This window comes from Paraburkholderia sp. BR10872 (assembly GCF_040965835.1).
GTDB classification, from domain to species: domain Bacteria; phylum Pseudomonadota; class Gammaproteobacteria; order Burkholderiales; family Burkholderiaceae; genus Paraburkholderia; species Paraburkholderia nodosa_A.
Window position 1 is genome coordinate 76,863 of record NZ_JBFRCN010000016.1, and the last position, 19,025, is coordinate 95,887.

Genomic DNA, 19,025 nt, shown 5'->3' on the forward strand with positions numbered 1-19,025 from the left:
TCCCACCCGAGACGCTCCATGTTTTTTGCCGCGCATTCCCTGCATCGCCGCCTGAGCATTGCGATCGGCACGCTCGCGATCCTCGTCGGCATGCTGGGTGCGCTCGGCACCTTCCTCGTCGTGCGCAGTCTCGCCGCCGAGTTCAACACGACGCTGCGCGATGCAGCCGCGCACGTGCAGACCGGCGTGCCGCATCGCGCGATCGAGCCGCGCGGCGACAGCGACGCCGCCGACAATTTCGTCGTGCAGATCTGGTCCGCCGACGACGGCGAAGTCCCGAGCCGTACGAGCAACGCGCGTGTCGCGCTGCCGCGCGCGCCAAGCGGCTTCTCGTCGGTCGAATACGACGGCGAGTCATGGGACGTGTTCGCACTCGCCGCCGGCGACGAATACATTCAGGTGGCCGAATCGCGCAGCATGCGCAATCGCAACGCCTTGCGCGTGGCGTTCTGGAGCCTGTCGCCGGTGCTCGCGCTGCTGCCACTGCTCGCGCTCACGATCGCGGTGACGGTGCGCGTTTCACTGCGGCCGCTGGAGCGCGTCGGTCGGCGTGCGGCGAAGGTCGATCTGCACGACCTCAAGCCGCTCGAAGTGGGGCAGGCACCCGTCGAGCTGCGACCCTTCGTCGAGTCGATCAATCGTATGATCGAGCGCCTTTCCGTGCTCGTGAATGCCGAGCGCATGTTCATCGCCGATGCCGCGCACGAACTGCGCTCGCCGATCTCCGCCATGCAGTTGCAAATCGACAACCTGCACAACGCGCCGCCCGAACAGTACCCGGAGCGCTTCGAGGAACTGCGCCGCGGCATCGTGCGCACCGGGGCGCTCGTTTCGCAGCTGCTCGGTCTCGCGCGCGCCGAAATCGGCAGCACGCAACGCGTGCTGGCGGAGGTGCCGCTCGCGCAAGTCGTCACTGACGTGCTGGCCGACCTGCTGCCGCTTGCCGACGCGCGCGGTGTCGATCTGGGCGTGACGTGCCTCGACGACGTGACGATGCGCGCAACCGAAACAGACATGCGCGTGCTCGTGCGCAATCTCGTGGACAACGCGATTCGCTATAGCCACGCAGGCGCGAACGTTGACGTGGCGGTGCGTCGCGAGGACAAAAGTGTCGTCATCGACGTGATCGACAACGGACCCGGCATCGCCGAGGCCGATTTGCCGCGCGTGTTCGACCGGTTTTTTCGCGCGGGTGGTCATCGGGGTGACCCGCGTGGTAAGCACGACTCGCACGGCAGCGGCCTTGGTCTCGCCATCGCGCAGGCGGTAGCGCGCAGCTATCGCGGGTGCGTGACGCTCGCGAACCGGCGCGATGGGCAAAGCGGAATCGTCGCGCGTATCGAATTACCGCGCGAGTTGCCGCGCGCGTGAGCACCGCGTCGATCTAGCGAGCACAGGTCAGGCAAATCCGGGAAGCATGCGAAACAAGGGACAGACACGATGCGCATTCTGCTGATCGAAGACGATCTGCTGATCGGCCCAGCGCTGCTGCGCGCGTTGAAGGACGCGTCATACAGCGTCGACTGGGTGCGCACGGGCGAGAGCGGTCGCGACGCCATTCGCGACGGCTCGTATACGGCGGTGCTGCTCGACCTCGGTCTCGGCGATATGAGCGGGCTCGACGTGCTGCGCACGCTGCGCGAGTCGCAGGACGCCACGCCCGTGCTCATCATCACCGCGCGCGACGACGTGGACACGCGCGTGGAAGGCCTCGATCTCGGCGCCGACGACTATCTCGTGAAGCCATTCGAGAGCAAGGAGCTGCTCGCGCGCATCCGCGCCGTGGTGCGACGCAAGTCGGGCTTTGCCTCGCCGACCATGGGCAGCGGCCGCGTCACACTCGACATGAACGCGCGCCGCCTCACGTTCGACGGTCAGTCCGACGATCTCTCCGCGCGCGAATACGCGCTCATGCTCGCGTTGCTCGAGCGGCCGGGCGCGATCCTGTCGCGACAGCAAATCGAGGAGCGGCTCTATGGCTGGGGTGAGGAAGTGGAAAGCAACGCGGTCGACGCCGTAATCTACAGCGTGCGCCGCAAGTTCGGTCACGCGGTGATCCGCAATGTGCGCGGGCTCGGCTGGGCCGTGTGCGTGTGAGCGTCGGCGCAATCGAAGAAAAAAGCGCGCAAAAAGCTGCGCGCTGTAAAAACCGCGGCGGGCGCGGGGCTCGCCGCGTGGCGCGATGCGCGGGGGAAGGTCACGCATCGCGCTCGAACTTACGCCAGCAGGCGCTGCCAGGGTTCCTTCTGCCACGCACGGCTAAGCGAGGCGAGCAGCGCGACTTCGCTTTCGGCCACGTGCCGGTCCGAATACACGGCCACATGGCACAGATTCAGCACTTCGGCACGCAGCGCGGGATCGTCGAGCTCGCGCATCACCTGCTGCATCACGTCGGAGTCGAGCTTGCACGCATCGCTCCAGTTCAGGTGCGAAGTGGTCTGCAAGTCTTCGCAGAGGCCCTTGAGGATGTCGCCGAATTCGCCGGGCGCAAGGCCGAGCCGGTCGGCCAGGCGCGCGCGATGGACGGCTGCAAGCTCCTCGCTGCTCAGGTGGCCGTCTGCGAGCAGCGCGACGGCGACGATGCGGCCCGCGGCTTGCGGGCTGTTGCAGGTATAGGTACGCATGGTCAGGAATCCTCTTCAAACGTGATGTCGATAAAACGGCAGGCGCAGCAGCGGCTCAGTCGAAGATGTCCTGCAGCCACGACTTGCGACGGTGGCTGTTGCCGCGGTAGCTTTCGTGAGCGCGGCGCGGGGCATAGTCGCCGTGTCGCGCGCTGTGCTTCGAGCCGTGCTGGCGGAATGCCTGTGCATCGCCTTCGTTGCGATAGTGCCGGTTGCCGCTGCGTTCGATCAGCTTGTCGAGTTCGCCGCGATCGAGCCAGACGCCGCGACACTGCGGGCAGTAGTCGAGTTCGACGCCCTGACGCTCAGTGAGCGAGAGGGTGACGTCAGGGCAGTTGGGGCATTTCATGATGCGCTCCGTGATGAGTGACAGTTCATCGAGGCCCGTGCCGTCTTGCCTGAAGGGCAGTGCGGCCTCGATGGAAACCATCCTGACAGAGCAAAATGAGCGAAGAATGAGGAGCGCGCCGGCCTGACGCCGGTCAGGCGGCCGGCCACACTAGAACTGGTAATTGATCGAGACGTCGCAAACGCCGCCCGTCTTCGACTGGATGATCGGGCTGTGCGAGGCGCTGCCGAGCAGGCGCTTGATGGCGCCGTCCGCGCTCACGAACCAATGTTTGTTGACGAAGTAGACCATCGTGATGCCGAAGCCGGCCGACTTGAGGCCCGCGCTCGCGTCGTACTGACGGTAACCCGACGCGGCCGCCTGCTGCGGCGTCACGCCAAACCAGCTCTGCATGTAGTTCGAGTCGGCGAATGTGACCGAGGGGCCGGCGAACCAGTAGAAGTTCTGGTTGCTGCCGGGCAGCGGCATATAGGCGCCGAGATCCGCGGTCCAGCCGTTCGAACCGCCGAAACTGCGCGTGAAGGCGGTGCGGAACACGAGCGGAAAGTCCTTCGAAATCACGTACTCGCCGGCGATCTTCAATTCGGGCGCCGGGTTGATGTTGCCCATGCCGTGCAGCCGCGTCGGGTCGTCCTGGCCGCGACGTCCGAGGTCGTAGGCCCCGGCGACGCTCACGCGCCAGTTCGGGCCCTGCAGAACGTTGACGCCGAAGCCTTCGCCCGTCGAACCGAACAGGATGTCCTTGTAGCGCAGATCGATGCTCGGCCCGACCAGCGTGTGATAGCGGTCCGAGCCGTCGTAGCGCGGTTCGAAGGTGGCGCCCACGCCGAGCCGCGCCTCGAAGTCGGGACGGTTCGGCTGAAACATCTTTTCCAGCGGAATGCCCGCGGAATATTGCCATTCGCCGAGCGGCGAGGGGGTCTGCGCCTCGGCACGCGGGGCGAGCGCGGCGAGAGCGCATGCCGCAGCGGCGAGAGACACACGCTGCGTGGCCCGCGAGCGGCGCGGCGCCGATGGTTTTATTCTGTTTTTTCGTTGTTGCGCAGTGCGGATTGCGAGTGGCATGAAGCCTCCGGGTTTGCCTGGTGAGCCGCGGCGTCGTTCGTTGAGTGCGACGCACTCACAATGGAACTCCGCGCGGCCGGGCTCGTCGAGCAAACCTCGTGCCTGGCTTGTCCATGACCGGGCGGCGTCCGCCCCGGCGACTCGCCGCGCCCCCCGGTGGCGATGGCCGTCGAAAGCGTGAAACGAGTCTTGATAATAAGGAAAACTAATTGAATTGCGAAGGCTCCACGCACCGTTCTGGAGCGCCGCAATCACCCGATTAAACCTTGGCGCCGATTTGCCGTTAGACAGCTATGGACCTCGGCGATGCGGCCCCCCTGTGTCGCGGAACCCGAAGCCCATGTTGCACCGTTCTCACAGCGGTCACCAACTTGCGCCGGTCGTGGTCGGGCCGGCGCATCCTCTTTTTTGTATCCCGAACCCTTTTGACGCACGGCCGAGCGGCGCCCGCTACGGCGTGGCGCCCCTGCGCGCCGACGACGCGCGCGCCGGGTAACGCTGATACAGGTATCGCGACTACCACCCAACTCCCTGTTTTTTATCGCTTTTTTTCGGAAGGGGTCCTGTGGTGAGCGGGTTTCGCGTGGCATAATCGATTCACACTGTATTGCCCCGCAGTCAAACATTTCCCCGCACATCATGGCAAAGACGCTCTACGACAAATTGTGGGACACCCATGTGGTCCACACGGAAGACGATGGCACGACGATTCTCTACATCGACCGTCATCTGTTGCACGAAGTCACCAGTCCGCAGGCTTTCGAAGGCCTGAAGCTGCACGAGCGCCCGGTGTGGCGCATCAGCGCGAATCTGGCCGTTTCCGACCACAACGTGCCGACCACGGACCGCAGCCACGGCATTGCCGATCCGGTCTCGAAGCTGCAGGTGGACACGCTCGATTCGAACTGCGACGCCTTCGGCATCACGCAGTTCAAGATGGCCGACCAGCGTCAGGGCATCGTGCACATCGTCGGTCCGGAACAGGGCGCAACGCTGCCCGGCATGACCATCGTCTGCGGCGACTCGCACACGTCCACGCACGGCGCGTTCGGTGCGCTCGCGCACGGCATTGGCACGTCTGAAGTCGAGCACGTGCTGGCCACGCAAACGCTCCTGCAAAAGAAGAGCAAGAACATGCTCGTGAAGGTCGAGGGCCAGCTGCCGCGCGGTTGCACCGCGAAGGACATCGTGCTCGCCATCATCGGCAAGATCGGCACGGCGGGCGGCACGGGCTACGCCATGGAGTTCGGCGGCTCGATGATCCGCAGCCTCACGATGGAAGGCCGCATGACCGTGTGCAACATGGCGATCGAAGGCGGCGCGCGCGCCGGCATGGTCGCCGTGGACGACACCACGATCGAATACCTCAAGGGCCGTCCGTACTCGCCGCAAGGCGCGGAGTGGGATCAGGCCGTCGAGTACTGGAAGAACTTCCGCACCGACGAAGGCGCGCATTTCGACCGCGTGGTCGAACTGAGCGCGGCCGACATCGTGCCGCAGGTCACGTGGGGCACGTCGCCGGAAATGGTCACGGCAGTCGACAGCCGTGTGCCGGACCCCGAGCGCGAGAAGGACCCGGTCAAGCGCGACGCGATGGAACGCGCGCTGCAGTACATGGCGCTCGAACCGAATACGCCGATCGAGTCGATCAAGCCGGACAAGATTTTCATCGGCTCGTGCACGAACGCACGCATCGAAGACCTGCGCTCCGCCGCTTACGTCGTGAAGAAGCTCGGCCGCCGCGTGGCGCCGAACATCCGCCTCGCGATGGTCGTGCCGGGCTCGGGTCTCGTGAAGGCGCAAGCCGAGCGCGAAGGCCTCGACAAGGTGTTCACCGAAGCCGGTTTCGAATGGCGCGAGCCGGGCTGCTCGATGTGTCTCGCGATGAACGCCGACCGGCTGGAGCCGGGCGAGCGCTGCGCGTCTACGTCGAACCGCAACTTCGAAGGCCGTCAGGGCGCGGGCGGTCGCACGCACCTCGTGAGCCCGGCCATGGCAGCCGCCGCGGCAATCGAAGGCCATTTCGTCGACATTCGCAAGCTGGGCTGAGCAGAGGCTACACGGATCATGGAAAAATTCATCGTACACACCGGCGTCGTGGCGGCGCTCGATCGCGAGAATGTCGATACCGACGCGATCATTCCCAAGCAGTTCCTCAAGTCGATCAAGCGCACCGGCTTCGGCCCGAACGCCTTCGACGAATGGCGTTACCTCGACCACGGCGAGCCTGGTCAGGACAACTCGAAGCGCCCGCTCAACCCCGACTTCGTGCTGAACCAGCCGCGTTATCAGGGCGCCTCGGTGCTGCTCACGCGCAAGAACTTCGGCTGCGGCAGCTCGCGCGAACACGCGCCGTGGGCGCTCGACCAGTACGGCTTCCGCGCGATCATCGCGCCGAGCTTCGCGGACATCTTCTATAACAACTGCTTCAAGAACGGCCTGCTGCCGATCGTGCTTTCCGAAGCGGATGTGGATCACCTGTTCAACGAGACGTACGCGTTCAACGGTTTCCAGCTCACGGTCGATCTGGACAAGCAGGTCGTGCGCACGACGGACGGCTCGAAGGAATATCCGTTCGAAGTGGCCGCGTTCCGCCGCTACTGTCTGCTGAACGGCTTCGACGACATCGGCCTCACGCTGCGTCACGCCGACAAGATCCGCCAGTACGAAGCCGAGCGCCTCGCGCGCCAGCCGTGGCTGAACAACCGCGTGCTCTGATAACTGCACATACGCACACTGAACAAACAGCGAGGAATCACAGGATGAAGATTGCAGTGCTGCCGGGCGACGGCATCGGTCCCGAGATCGTCAAGGAAGCCGTCAAGGTGCTCAATGCACTCGGCGAAAAGTTCGAGCTGGAAGAGGCGCCGGTTGGCGGCGCGGGCTACGAGGCTAGCGGCCATCCGCTGCCCGAGGCAACGCTCGCGCTGGCGAAGTCGGCCGACGCGATCCTGTTCGGCGCCGTGGGCGACTGGAAGTACGACAAGCTCGAGCGCGCGCTGCGTCCCGAGCAGGCCATTCTCGGCCTGCGCAAGCATCTGGAACTGTTCGCGAACTTCCGCCCGGCGATCTGCTATCCGCAGCTCACGGGAGCGTCGTCGCTGAAGCCGGAAATCGTTTCGGGCCTCGACATCCTCATCGTGCGCGAACTGAACGGCGACATCTATTTCGGCCAGCCGCGCGGTACGCGCGAAGCGCCGGACGGCAACTTCAAGGGCGCGCGCGAAGGCTTCGACACGATGCGCTATGCAGAGCCCGAAGTGCGCCGCATCGCTCACGTGGCGTTCCAGGCCGCGCAAAAGCGCCAGAAGAAGCTCACTTCTGTCGACAAGGCCAACGTGCTCGAAACGTCGCAGTTCTGGAAGGACATCATGATCGATGTCTCGAAGGAATATCCGGACGTCGAGCTGTCGCATATGTACGTCGACAACGCGGCCATGCAGCTCGTGAAGGCGCCGAAGGCGTTCGACGTGGTGGTGACCGGCAACATGTTCGGCGACATTCTCTCGGACGAAGCCGCGATGCTCACGGGCTCGATCGGCATGCTGCCCTCGGCCTCGCTCGACAAGAACAACAAGGGTCTGTACGAGCCGTCGCACGGTTCGGCACCGGATATCGCGGGCAAGGGCATCGCCAATCCGCTCGCCACGATCCTTTCGGCTGCCATGATGCTGCGTTACTCGCTGGGCCGCCCGGAACAGGCGGACCGCATCGAGAGCGCGGTGAAGAAGGTGCTGGAACAAGGCTATCGCACCGCCGACATCATCACGCCGGACTGCAAGCAGGTCGGCACGGTGGCAATGGGCGATGCGGTGATCGCAGCGCTGTAAAGTCGCACGAAGGGCATGCCGTTTCAGGCGTGCCCTTTTTTGTTTCGCGCGCCTGAACGGGCGTCCAAATAGCGGAAAGCATGGTTTTTCCGCGCAAATTAACTGTTTCGTGTATATTGCTTCGATGGCGAAGATCTCCCAGATCACGACTGTTACGAACATCCACGGCATGAAAGCCCGTGCGATTTCGCTCGCCATCACCACGAAAACGACGATTATCAAAACGATCACCATTCGTTGATCGCTCGTCGTGCCCGCTCATCTTCCCCGCGCGGCCACGCCGGGCGAGCGAAGCGGGGAAGTGTCCATCTCAAGGGTTAGTCATGAACGTAGGTCTCGTAGGTTGGCGCGGCATGGTCGGCAGCGTGCTGATGCAGCGCATGCAGGAAGAACGCGATTTCGACCTGATCGAACCGGTGTTTTTCAGCACCAGCAACGCAGGCGGCGCGGCTCCGTCGTTCGCCAAAAACGAGACGAAGCTCAAGGACGCGAACAGCGTCGACGAGCTCAAGAAGTGCGACATCATCATCACTGCCCAAGGCGGCGACTACACCAACGAGGTGTATCCGAAGCTGCGCGCGGCAGGCTGGAACGGCTACTGGATCGACGCCGCCTCGGCGCTGCGCATGAAGGACGACGCCGTCATCATCCTCGACCCGGTCAACCTCGACGTCATCAAGGACGCGCTGGTCAAGGGTCAGAAGGACTTCGTCGGCGGCAACTGCACGGTCAGCCTCATGCTGATGGCGCTGGGCGGCCTGTTCCGCGAGAACCTCGTCGACTGGATGACGGCCATGACCTACCAGGCCGCTTCGGGCGCGGGCGCGCAGAACATGCGCGAACTGCTCTCGCAGATGGGCGCGCTCAACGCATCGGTTGCGGGCGATCTGGCGAATCCGTCGTCGGCGATCCTCGACATCGACCGCAAGGTGCTGGCCACCATGAACAGCGACGCCATGCCGACCGAACACTTCGGCGTGCCGCTCGCGGGCTCGCTGATTCCGTGGATCGACAAGGATCTCGGCAACGGCATGTCGAAGGAAGAGTGGAAGGGCGGCGCGGAAACCAACAAGATTCTCGGCAAGCCGGCCATGGGCCAGCCGGGCTCGATTCCGGTCGACGGCCTGTGCGTGCGTATCGGCGCGATGCGCTGCCACTCGCAGGCGCTCACGATCAAGCTGAAGAAGGACGTGCCGCTCGACGAGATCGACGGCATCCTCGCTTCGGCCAACGACTGGGTCAAGGTCGTGCCGAATCAGCGCGAGGCGTCGATGCGCGATCTGTCGCCGGCCGTGGTGACGGGCACGCTGTCGGTGCCGGTTGGCCGTCTGCGCAAGCTGGCCATGGGCGGCGAGTATCTGTCGGCCTTCACGGTGGGCGACCAGCTGCTGTGGGGCGCGGCTGAACCGCTGCGCCGCATGCTGCGCATTCTGCTCGACAAGTGAATGAATTAAACTACGCGGCTAATGACGCGTAGACAGGGTGAAAAGCGCCGCGCCAGTCGCGGCGCTTTTTTTGTTGCATGCTTTTTATTGCATGCATCGATGCAATCGCCCCGAAGCACACACCTATTTGATCGACAGCCGCAAGAGCGGTATGCCAGGGCAACTGATGATCGTTCGATTTGATTCTGTTTCCGCCGCGCCTCGCGCGAAGCGCGCCCAAGGGCGGCGCGCCATCCGCGCCACCGTGGCGGCGGCGAGCTTCCTGTTCTGCGGCCTCGCCGCTGCGCAGGGCGGCGCGAGTGCGGCGCAAGGCGCGGCAGGTGCCAGTGCCCCCAGTGCTGCATCGTCCACCGCGGCGGCGGTGAGCATCGCGGGGCAATACACCGTTCGTCCCGGACAGTCGTTGCATGACGTGGCCGTCGACCTCACGCAGTCGCACGACAAGGGCACGCTCGCACGCATGAGCCACGCGCTCTTCGATGCGAACCCCAGTGCGTTCATCAAGCAGGATCCCAGTCGCATGCGCGTGGGTGCGACGCTGAACGTGCCGGCCACGCCGGACGTTTCGAGTGCGCCGCAGGGCATGACGGCGGCATCGGGTGGGGCTGCAGCTTCGGCTGCCGCCAGCGCTGCCGCCACGGCGGCCGCACCTGCTGCACCTGCTGCACCTGCCAGCACCCCGGCCGCTGCTTCGAGCGGCGCTGCCGAGGCGGTAGCGGCTGCATCGTCGGCGGCTGCTGCCGCAACGGGCGGCGCGAGTTCGGCAAGTGCTGCCGCGACGACTGCGGGGGCTGCCTCGGCAGTCGCAGCGAGCGGCCCCGAAGCGCCGGCGCCAGGCGCTTCTGGTGCCGCTGCCATGGGCGCCAGCGCCGCGGCGCCGGCGTCGGCGGGCAGCGACTCGCACGTATGGAGCGGTGCGGTTCAGCAGGCCCCGGCCAGCAGCGCATCGGCACAAGGCGCGAAGGCGCCCGTGACCGTCTCCAGCCTGCAGCAGCTCCTCGCACTGAAGAACCGCGTGCTGATGGCGTTGCAGCAGCACGGCATCGGCAAGCCGGCGCAAACGGCGGGCGGCGCGTCCGCGGGTGCGCCTGCTACCCAAGGCGGCGCGCCTGTGCAGAACGGTGCGGCGAACGCCGGCCCGGCTGGCGGTCAACCGGAAGTCTCGCCGATCGCCATGGGTGCCGTGGCGGCGATCGTCGTCGCGCTGCTGGCGTTGTTCGTGCGCCTGCTTACGCGCAAACGCAAGAAACCGGCTAAGCAGGCGCCTGAGGTTTCGCCCGAAGCGCACGAGCCGACACCGTCTGGGTCGGCTGCTGCCGCCGTTGCCGCCGCGCCTGTGGCCGACGAGCCGCCGGTGTTGCACGAGCCGATTTCGCGCGCCGGGGATGAGCCGGGCGTGAACGAAGTCGCGCCTCTCGAGGAAGCGGAGTTTGTGCCGCCGGTTGCGCCGGCTGAACCCGCTGCGAACGAAGTCGCGATCACGCCGGTGCCCAACCCAGCCGTGACTGCCGCGCCGCTCGAACACGACGAAGCGCTGCCGCCGACGCTCACCGACACACTGCACCCGGCCCCTGCGCAAGCGCCTTCGGCAGCGCAGGAAGCTCACGCGGCCCCCGAACTGCCGCACGACGTCGAATCGGCGGAGCCGCAGACGCTTGCCGACGCGACCAACGCGGCCAGCCTCGCCGCAGCGGCGGAGTTGGGCGCGGATGCGCTGCCGCCCGAAAGTCTCGGCGCGCCGCGCACAGCCGAAGACGCCGAAGCGCTGGCGCGCACGCTGGAGGAACCGGCGCACGCCCAAAAGCCGGCTACGCCCGATCTCGCGCTCGACTTCGGCGACGGCGCACCGCAAGCCGCGCAGCCGCAGCAAGCCGCGCAGGCGCCGCAGGCCGAATCGCCCGTCGCGACACCGCCCATCACCGAAGCCTTCGAGCGCCCGCCGGCGCCGCTTACCGCACCTGAAACCCCGTCAGCACCCGCAGTCACCGCAGAGGACACGAGCTACGCCGAAGTCCCGATCGCGTTCCCGCAAGATGCAGTAGACGCGCTGGGTGGCCTCGACCTGCCCCTGCCGCCGCGTATCGGGGAGCCGGTCATGCCCACCGCGCCGCTCTCGACCGAGCCGGCCGCCACACCCGAGGCGTCGGCGCGTCTTTCTTCGCCGTTCTTCGACCCGCCTCCGCCGCTGGCGGGCCAGGCCATCGAAGCGGGTACGGCGGGCGCAGGCGCGCTCGCGGGCCTCGGCGCGCCGCGCTTTGGTGCGCTCACGCTCGACTTCGACCTGAACCTGCCGCCCGATTCGGCCGAGCCGCTGCCGGTCTTCACACCCGAGCAGCTCGCGCGCATCGCGCGCAACAAGCTCGACCTCGCGCACGAGTACATCGCGCTTGGCGACGTGTCCGGCGCCCGCTCGCTCATCAACGAAGTGATCGAGTCGAACGACCCCGCCACGCGCAGCGACGCGCAGGCGCTGCTGTCGACGCTCGCTCCGCTTTCGTGACGCTGCTGCAAGCCGTATGCGTATCGCGCTAGGAATCCAGTACGACGGCGCCGCGTTCTGCGGCTGGCAGTCGCAGCCGCACGGCAAGACGGTGCAGGACGCGCTCGAACGCGCACTGCGCGAGTTCGCCACCGTGCCGCTGTCCACCATCGTCGCGGGCCGCACCGACACCGGCGTGCACGGCCTCGGCCAGGTGGTGCACTTCGACACCGACCTCGACCGCACCCCGTTCTCCTGGGTGCGCGGCACCAACGCGTTCCTGCCCTCCACGGTGGCGGTGCAGTGGGCCAAGCCGATGCCCGACGCATTCCACGCGCGCTTCGCGGCGTTCGAGCGCACCTACTACTACGTGCTCTACGTGAACCCGGTGCGATCGCCGATGCTGGCGGCCCGCGCGGGCTGGATCCATGCGTCGCTCGACGTCGATGCCATGCGGGAGGCGGCGGCATGCCTCATCGGCGAGCACGATTTTTCGTCGTTCCGCTCGTCGGAATGCCAGGCGAAGACGCCGGTCAAGCATCTGTACCAGATCGACATCCGGCCGCAGGGCGACTTCATCCACTTCCGCTTTCGCGCCAACGCGTTCCTGCACCATATGGTGCGCAACCTCATGGGTTGCCTCGTGGCCGTGGGGCGAGGGCGCTATCCGGCCGCGTGGATGGCCGAGGTGCTGGCGGGCCGCGACCGCACCGCCGCCGCGCCGACCTTCATGCCCGATGGCCTCTATCTCGCCCAGGTAGGCTATCCTGATGAGTTCGCGGTACCCGCGCCGCATACTGCGAGCGTGCCGTGGAGCGCGATCTGGAGCGACGCGCCCGAAGGCCGTGCCTGAAGCGGCCCGCACCGCAAATCGCCCCAGTCAATCACGTTGCGATTGAAGCATCGAGACCAACACCGCATCCAGAACCATGACGTCAGCCGAGCAACTCGCCCCCGCGCACCGCACCCGCATCAAGCTGTGCGGACTTTCGACGCCCGAGGCGGTTGCGCACGCCATCGACCTGGGCGCCGACGCCGTCGGTTTCGTGTTCTATCCGCCCAGCCCGCGTTCGGTGAGCGTGGCGCAGGCGGTCGAGCTCACGCGCGACCTGCCGCCGTTCGTCTCGGTCGTGGGCCTCTTCGTGAACGCCACGCCGCAGTGGATGAGCGAAGTGGCCAGCAATGTCTCGCTCACCATGCTGCAGTTCCACGGCGACGAAACGCCCGAGCAGTGCGAGTCGCTGGCTTCCGTTGCCGGTTTGCCCTGGTTGCGCGCGCTGCGAGTCGCGGCCGATACTCAGCAGGCCGATTTGATAGAATCGGCTAATCGTTATTCATCAGCCAGCGGCCTGTTGTTCGACACCCATGTCGAAGGTTACGGCGGCGGCGGAAAGGTCTTCGATTGGTCACTTATTCCCGCAGGGCTCGCGCGTCGGGCCGTTTTGAGTGGTGGCTTGAACGCGCAAAACGTCAGTGATGCGATACGCCAGGTGCGTCCGTTCGCTGTCGATGTCTCCAGTGGCATCGAAGTGCCGGGCGCAAAGGGCGTGAAGGATCACGCCCGCATGGCGGCGTTCGTACGCGCGGTGCGCGAAGCGGACGCGGGATGAAATCCGGGGCGCATGCCCCTTTGGCCGGGACGGCCCGCGCAACGCGGGTCCTTCCAAGCCCGGCCGAGCGAGTGACTTATGTACAATTTGCCAGATGAACGCGGCCACTTCGGCCCTTATGGTGGCGTATTCGCTGCCGAAACCCTCATGCAGGCGATCGACGAACTGCGCGACGCCTACGCGAAATTCAAGGACGATCCCGACTTCCGTGCCGAATATGAGCGCGAGTTGAAGCATTTTGTCGGCCGTCCGTCGCCGATTTATCACGCACAGCGGTGGAGCGAGCTGCTGGGCGGCGCGCAGATCTATCTCAAGCGCGAAGACCTGAATCACACCGGCGCGCACAAGGTGAACAACGTGATCGGCCAGGCGCTGCTCGCCAGGCGCATGGGCAAGCCGCGGGTGATCGCCGAAACCGGTGCAGGCCAGCACGGCGTGGCCACCGCAACGATCGCGGCGCGCTTCGGCATGGAGTGCGTGGTCTATATGGGCGCCGAGGACGTGCGCCGTCAGGCCGCCAACGTCTACCGCATGAAGCTGCTGGGCGCCACTGTGGTGCCGGTCGAGTCGGGCTCGCGTACGCTCAAGGACGCGCTCAACGAAGCCATGCGCGACTGGGTCACCAACGTCGAAAACACCTTCTACATCATCGGCACCGTGGCGGGCCCGCACCCGTACCCGATGATGGTGCGCGACTTCCAGCGCGTGATCGGGGACGAATGCCGCGTGCAGATGCCCGAAATGACGGGCCGCCAGCCCGACTCCGTGATCGCCTGCGTGGGCGGCGGATCGAACGCGATGGGGATCTTTTACCCGTATATCGACGACACTTCGGTGCAGTTGATCGGCGTCGAGCCTGCCGGCGACGGCATGGACACGGGCCGTCACGCCGCCTCGCTCGCGGCGGGCACCGTGGGCGTGCTGCACGGCAACCGCACGTACCTGCTGCAAGACGAGAACGGGCAGATCATCGAGACGCATTCGATTTCGGCGGGCCTCGACTACCCGGGCGTCGGTCCTGAGCACGCGTGGCTCAAGGACAGCGGCCGCGCGCAGTACGTCACCATCGACGACGAGGAGGCGCTCAAGGGCTTCCACGACTGCTGCCGCATCGAAGGCATCATCCCCGCGCTCGAATCGAGCCACGCGCTCGCGTACGCGGCGAAGCTCGCACCGACGTTGCCGAAGGAGAAAATCCTGCTGGTGAACCTGTCGGGCCGCGGCGACAAGGACATGCACACGGTCGCTGAGCGATCGGGCATCCAGTTCTGAGCGCCCGGAGCGACACAAGCGATGCGTGACGAGTTCGACGAGCCGCAGATGCCGGCGCCCGTGGGCGAGGTGAACGCCGAAGCGGCCGCTCTGGAGGCCGCAGAGGCGGTCGCCAACGCGGCCGCCGAGTTACCCATACTCGCCACGGTGCCGGAGACCATCCGGCTCCTGAACCGCGATTTTCTGACCGATGCAGCCAACCTGCCCGACGCCTCGATCGATCTGATCGTCGCCGACCCGCCCTATGGGCTCGGCAAGGACTACGGCAACGACTCCGACATGCGCTCGGGCGAGAACTTCCTCGCCTGGACGTATGAATGGCTCGACCTGGCGATTCCGAAGCTCAAGCCCACGGGCTCGCTCTACGTGTTCTGCACGTGGCAGTACGCGCCCGAGATCTTCGTCTATCTCAAGTCGAAACTCACGATGATTAACGAGATCGTCTGGGATCGTCGCGTACCCAGCATGGGTGGCACGACGCGCCGCTTTACCTCGGTGCACGACAACATCGGTTTCTTCGCGGTGTCGAAGAATTACTACTTCGATCTCGATCCTGTCCGCATCCCGTATGATGCCGCCACGAAGAAGGCGCGTTCGCGGAAAATATTCGAAGGTAGCAGGTGGCTGGAGCTCGGCTATAACCCCAAGGACGTCTGGTCCGTCTCGCGGCTGCATCGCCAGCACGCGGAGCGCGTGGATCATCCCACCCAGAAGCCCCTGGAAATCGTCGAGCGCATGGTGCTCGCGAGCTGCCCGCCGGGCGGCCGCGTGCTCGATCCGTTCATGGGCAGCGGCACCACGGCAGTCGCTTGCGCACGTCAGCAGCGCGAATTCGTCGGCTATGAAATTAACGAAAGTTACTGCGCGATCGCGCGCGAACGCGTCAGCGCGGCCGCCGCAAGCGCCGTTGCGGCCGGCGCCTGATGCGCCGCCGCCGGACCCACGCGCAGTAACGCCTAAAAGCTGAGGACCCTGAAATGTCCCGTATCAAGACCACGTTCGAGGCGCTTGCCGCCCATGGCCGCAAAGGCCTGATCCCGTTCATGACGGCCGGCGACCCCGACCCCGCGCGCACCGTCGAGTTCATGCATGCGCTGGCCGCAGGCGGCGCCGACGTCATCGAGCTGGGCGTGCCGTTTTCCGACCCGATGGCCGACGGCCCCGTGATCCAGCAATCTTCCGAGCGCGCGCTCGAGAAGGGCGTGACGCTCAAGAGCGTATTCGCCGACGTAAAGCGCTTCCGCGAAACCGACGACAAGACGCCCGTCGTGCTGATGGGCTACGCGAACCCCATCGAGCGCATGGGCGCCGATGCGTTCGCGCGGGCCGCGAAGGAAGCGGGGGTGGACGGCGTGCTCGTGGTGGACTACCCGCCCGAGGAGTCGGTCGAGTTCGCGGCGAAGATGAAGGCCGCCGACATCGATCCGATCTTCCTGCTCGCGCCGACTTCGACCGATGAGCGCATCGCCGAAGTAGGGCGCGCCGCGAGCGGCTATGTTTACTACGTCTCGCTCAAGGGCGTGACGGGCGCCGCGAATCTGGACGTTTCGAGCATCGCGGGTAAAATCCCGGCGATCAAGAAGCATGTCTCGCTGCCCGTGGGCGTGGGCTTCGGCATTCGCGACGCGCAAACGGCCGCTGCCGTCGCGCAGGTTTCGGACGCCGTGGTGATCGGCAGCCGAATCGTTCAACTGCTCGAACAGGCCGCGCCGGAGACGGCCGCCGATACCCTCACGGAGTTCATCACGGGCATTCGGTCGGCGCTGGACGAAGTCTCCGCCGGGTAGAGCTGGCAGGCTAGCGTAGTTGGCTAGATTCGAGACTGCTGTAAAATCCACTTTTCGCCATGCGCGGTCGGGGTCGGAACCCGGTCGGTTTTACCGATCGGGCGATGAAACGGTCCGCCGCGCCCGCGCATCACGAAGGTCAAGGAAGGAACATCAATGAGCTGGCTCGATAAACTGCTGCCGCCCAAGATCAAGCAAACCGATCCGAAGAGCCGCAAGAGCATTCCGGAAGGGTTGTGGATCAAGTGCCCGTCGTGCGAAGCGGTTCTGTACCGCAACGATGTCGAGGCAAATCTCCACGTTTGCCCGAAATGCGATCACCACATGCGCATCAATGCGCGCGAGCGTCTTGACGGCCTGCTCGATCCGGAAGGCCGCTACGAGATTGGCCAGGAGATCCTGCCGGTCGACGCGCTCAAGTTCAAGGACAGCCGCAAGTACCCGGACCGCCTGAAAGAGGCGATGGACGAAACCGGCGAAACCGACGCCATGGTGGTGATGGGCGGCGCGATCCGCACGCTGCCCGTGGTGGTGGCCTGCTTCGAGTTCTCGTTCATGGGCGGCTCGATGGGTTCGGTGGTGGGCGAGCGCTTCGCGCGCGGCGCGCAAAACGCGCTCGAGCAGCAAGTGCCGTTCATCTGCTTCACGGCTTCGGGCGGCGCGCGCATGCAGGAAAGCCTGCTTTCGCTCATGCAAATGGCCAAGACCACGGCCATGCTGACCAGGCTGGCCGAAGCCAAACTGCCGTTCATCTCCGTGCTGACCGACCCGACGATGGGCGGCGTTTCGGCGAGCTTCGCGTTCCTTGGCGACGTGGTCATCGCCGAGCCGAAGGCGCTGATCGGCTTTGCCGGCCCGCGCGTGATCGAGCAGACCGTGCGAGAAAAGCTGCCGGAAGGCTTCCAGCGCGCGGAATTCCTGCTGCAGAAGGGCGCGATCGACATGATCCTGGACCGCCGCAAGCTGCGCGACGAAATCGCGCAAATGCTGGCGCTGCTGCAGCGTCAGCCTGCCGACGCGGTGGCTTGAACCCGGCTTTGAGCGATCTGCGGCGCTGCGTGCGCCGCAAGCCGCAACGCTTTACCCGACGCGCCGCGAGCGAAAGCAAGCGGCGCGTTGTCATTTCCGCGATAATGCCGTTCTTTCGAAGCGGATCATTCGCGTGAACCCTCCGCCGTTGGCGGCGTCTCACGCGCAGCACCTGGCAATTTCTATCCTGATGAGTACCTTTCCCACCCTCGACGCGTGGCTCACGCACCTCGAAACTGCGCATCCGGTCGGCATCGACATGGGGCTGGACCGCATCCGTCAGGTGAAGGACGCGCTGGACCTCAAGTTCGACTGCCCGATCATCACGGTGGGTGGCACGAACGGGAAGGGCTCGACCTGCGCGATCCTCGAAACGATTCTGCTCAAGGCGGGCTATCACGTGGGCTGCCACACCTCGCCGCATCTGCTCGAGTTCAACGAGCGCGCGCGCGTGGACGGCCAGCAGGCCAGCGACGCCGAGCTGCTGCCGCACTTCGAGGCCGTGGAAGCCGCGCGCAATTCGCTCGCCACGCCCGTTACGCTCACGTACTTCGAGTTCACGACGCTCGCGATCATGCATCTGTTCGCCTCGCGCGGGCTCGATGCCGTGATCTTCGAGGTGGGTCTGGGCGGGCGTCTGGACGCCGTCAACGTGCTCGACACCGACTGCGCGATCATCACGAGCATCGACCTCGATCACACCGAATACCTGGGCGACACGCGCGAGAAGATCGCGTTCGAGAAGGCCGGCATCTTCCGTGCGGGCAAGCCTGCGATCTGCGCCGATCCGATGGCGCCGCAGTCGCTCATCGACCATGCCGAGGCGATCGGTGCCGAACTTTGGCTCTTCGGCCGCGATTTCCGCTACGAAGGGCAGCCCGGCAACGAGCGCCAGCAGTGGAGCTACGTGGGCCCGACGATGCGGCGCTCGGCGCTCGCCTATCCGGCGCTGCGCGGCGCGAACCAGCTGATCAACACCTCGGCCGCGCTCGCGGGCCTCGAGTCGCTGCGCGACCGCCTGCCGGTTTCCGCGCAGGACATCCGCCTCGGCCTCGCCAACGTCGAACTGCCTGGGCGCTTCCAGGTGCTGCCAGGCAAGCCTTCGATCATCCTCGACGTCGGCCACAACCCGCACGCGGCGGCCGTGCTCGCGCAAAACCTCGGCAGCATGGGCTATTTCCCGTACACCTACGCGGTGTTCGGCGCGATGCGCGACAAGGACATTGCGGGCGTGATCGAGCACCTGAAGGGCGAGATCGACCACTGGTGTGTGACCGACCTGCCGCTGCCGCGGGCGGCCACGGCCGAACAGCTCGAAGAAGTGCTGCGCGATGCGGGCGTGACGGACGGCGCCGACAGCAGCGTCACACGCTATGAAAATCCCGCTGCCGCGTTCCAAGATGCGCTAAAACGTGCAACCGAAAATGATAGAATTATTGTTTTCGGAAGTTTTCTGACGGTTGCCGGGGTGATGGCCTGGCGAAAGTCGCAGCAACACTGACCGCCCGGCACCGTACGCCGCCCACGTAAGACAG

17 protein-coding genes are annotated in these 19,025 nt (G+C 65.7%); 14 read left to right on the forward strand and 3 right to left on the reverse strand.

Going from position 1 to position 19,025, the window contains the following annotated elements; genetic code table 11:
* Positions 1–18 precede the first annotated feature (18 nt).
* Together AB4Y43_RS15125 and AB4Y43_RS15130 are read left to right on the forward strand one after the other, a co-directional pair.
* Positions 19–1,371 carry a sensor histidine kinase gene (locus AB4Y43_RS15125; protein WP_368728115.1) on the forward strand — a complete coding sequence of 451 codons (1,353 nt, stop codon included), beginning with the start codon at positions 19–21 and terminating at the stop codon, positions 1,369–1,371.
* A 69-nt stretch (positions 1,372–1,440) separates the two neighbouring features.
* Positions 1,441–2,097, forward strand: a complete 657-nt coding sequence (locus AB4Y43_RS15130) for a response regulator transcription factor (protein WP_321930572.1) — start codon at positions 1,441–1,443, stop codon at positions 2,095–2,097.
* Between the two features lie 119 nt (positions 2,098–2,216).
* Here the strand turns inward: AB4Y43_RS15130 and AB4Y43_RS15135 are convergent, their stop codons facing one another.
* The 3 genes from AB4Y43_RS15135 to AB4Y43_RS15145 all read right to left on the reverse strand — a co-directional run bounded on the left by AB4Y43_RS15135 (position 2,217) and on the right by AB4Y43_RS15145 (position 3,954).
* A complete protein-coding gene (locus AB4Y43_RS15135) occupies positions 2,217–2,624 on the reverse strand; it encodes a TerB family tellurite resistance protein (RefSeq protein WP_035512506.1) in 408 nt (135 codons plus the stop codon).
* Positions 2,625–2,679: 55 nt separating this feature from the next.
* A complete protein-coding gene (locus AB4Y43_RS15140; RefSeq protein WP_368728116.1) occupies positions 2,680–2,973 on the reverse strand; it encodes a zf-TFIIB domain-containing protein in 294 nt (97 codons plus the stop codon).
* Between the two features lie 150 nt (positions 2,974–3,123).
* Positions 3,124–3,954 (reverse strand): MipA/OmpV family protein, encoded by an 831-nt coding sequence (locus tag AB4Y43_RS15145; protein ID WP_256094443.1) that lies wholly within the window; start codon positions 3,952–3,954, stop codon positions 3,124–3,126.
* Between the two features lie 723 nt (positions 3,955–4,677).
* Between AB4Y43_RS15145 and leuC the strand changes: the two genes are divergently transcribed.
* The 12 genes from leuC to folC all read left to right on the forward strand — a co-directional run bounded on the left by leuC (position 4,678) and on the right by folC (position 18,991).
* Entirely contained in the window at positions 4,678–6,087 is a 1,410-nt protein-coding gene (leuC, locus tag AB4Y43_RS15150) for a 3-isopropylmalate dehydratase large subunit (protein WP_069261386.1), read from the forward strand.
* Positions 6,088–6,105: 18 nt separating this feature from the next.
* Positions 6,106–6,756, forward strand: a complete 651-nt coding sequence (leuD, locus tag AB4Y43_RS15155; protein WP_368728117.1) for a 3-isopropylmalate dehydratase small subunit — start codon at positions 6,106–6,108, stop codon at positions 6,754–6,756.
* Between the two features lie 44 nt (positions 6,757–6,800).
* Entirely contained in the window at positions 6,801–7,868 is a 1,068-nt protein-coding gene (leuB, locus tag AB4Y43_RS15160; protein ID WP_133183870.1) for a 3-isopropylmalate dehydrogenase, read from the forward strand.
* Positions 7,869–8,191: 323 nt separating this feature from the next.
* The gene (asd, locus tag AB4Y43_RS15165; protein WP_069261383.1) at positions 8,192–9,313 is read left to right on the forward strand and encodes an aspartate-semialdehyde dehydrogenase; all 1,122 of its coding nucleotides are present in this window, start codon (positions 8,192–8,194) and stop codon (positions 9,311–9,313) included.
* 166 nt (positions 9,314–9,479) lie between these two features.
* A complete protein-coding gene (locus AB4Y43_RS15170; RefSeq protein ID WP_368728118.1) occupies positions 9,480–11,813 on the forward strand; it encodes a FimV/HubP family polar landmark protein in 2,334 nt (777 codons plus the stop codon).
* 16 nt (positions 11,814–11,829) lie between these two features.
* Positions 11,830–12,645 carry a tRNA pseudouridine(38-40) synthase TruA gene (truA, locus tag AB4Y43_RS15175; RefSeq protein ID WP_368616467.1) on the forward strand — a complete coding sequence of 272 codons (816 nt, stop codon included), beginning with the start codon at positions 11,830–11,832 and terminating at the stop codon, positions 12,643–12,645.
* Positions 12,646–12,721: 76 nt separating this feature from the next.
* Complete coding sequence (locus AB4Y43_RS15180; RefSeq protein WP_368728119.1) at positions 12,722–13,402, forward strand: phosphoribosylanthranilate isomerase; 681 nt, start codon at positions 12,722–12,724, stop codon at positions 13,400–13,402.
* Between the two features lie 78 nt (positions 13,403–13,480).
* On the forward strand, positions 13,481–14,674 hold the full coding sequence (gene trpB, locus AB4Y43_RS15185; RefSeq protein ID WP_342946972.1) for a tryptophan synthase subunit beta: 1,194 nt from the start codon (positions 13,481–13,483) through the stop codon (positions 14,672–14,674).
* Positions 14,675–14,695: 21 nt separating this feature from the next.
* Positions 14,696–15,598 carry a site-specific DNA-methyltransferase gene (locus AB4Y43_RS15190; RefSeq protein WP_069261379.1) on the forward strand — a complete coding sequence of 301 codons (903 nt, stop codon included), beginning with the start codon at positions 14,696–14,698 and terminating at the stop codon, positions 15,596–15,598.
* A gap of 53 nt (positions 15,599–15,651) precedes the next feature.
* Positions 15,652–16,461, forward strand: a complete 810-nt coding sequence (gene trpA, locus AB4Y43_RS15195) for a tryptophan synthase subunit alpha (protein WP_368728120.1) — start codon at positions 15,652–15,654, stop codon at positions 16,459–16,461.
* Positions 16,462–16,617: 156 nt separating this feature from the next.
* On the forward strand, positions 16,618–17,490 hold the full coding sequence (gene accD, locus AB4Y43_RS15200) for an acetyl-CoA carboxylase, carboxyltransferase subunit beta (protein ID WP_069261377.1): 873 nt from the start codon (positions 16,618–16,620) through the stop codon (positions 17,488–17,490).
* A 190-nt stretch (positions 17,491–17,680) separates the two neighbouring features.
* Positions 17,681–18,991, forward strand: coding sequence for a bifunctional tetrahydrofolate synthase/dihydrofolate synthase (gene folC / locus AB4Y43_RS15205; RefSeq protein WP_342946974.1), 1,311 nt, complete (start codon positions 17,681–17,683; stop codon positions 18,989–18,991).
* Positions 18,992–19,025: the final 34 nt, after the last annotated feature.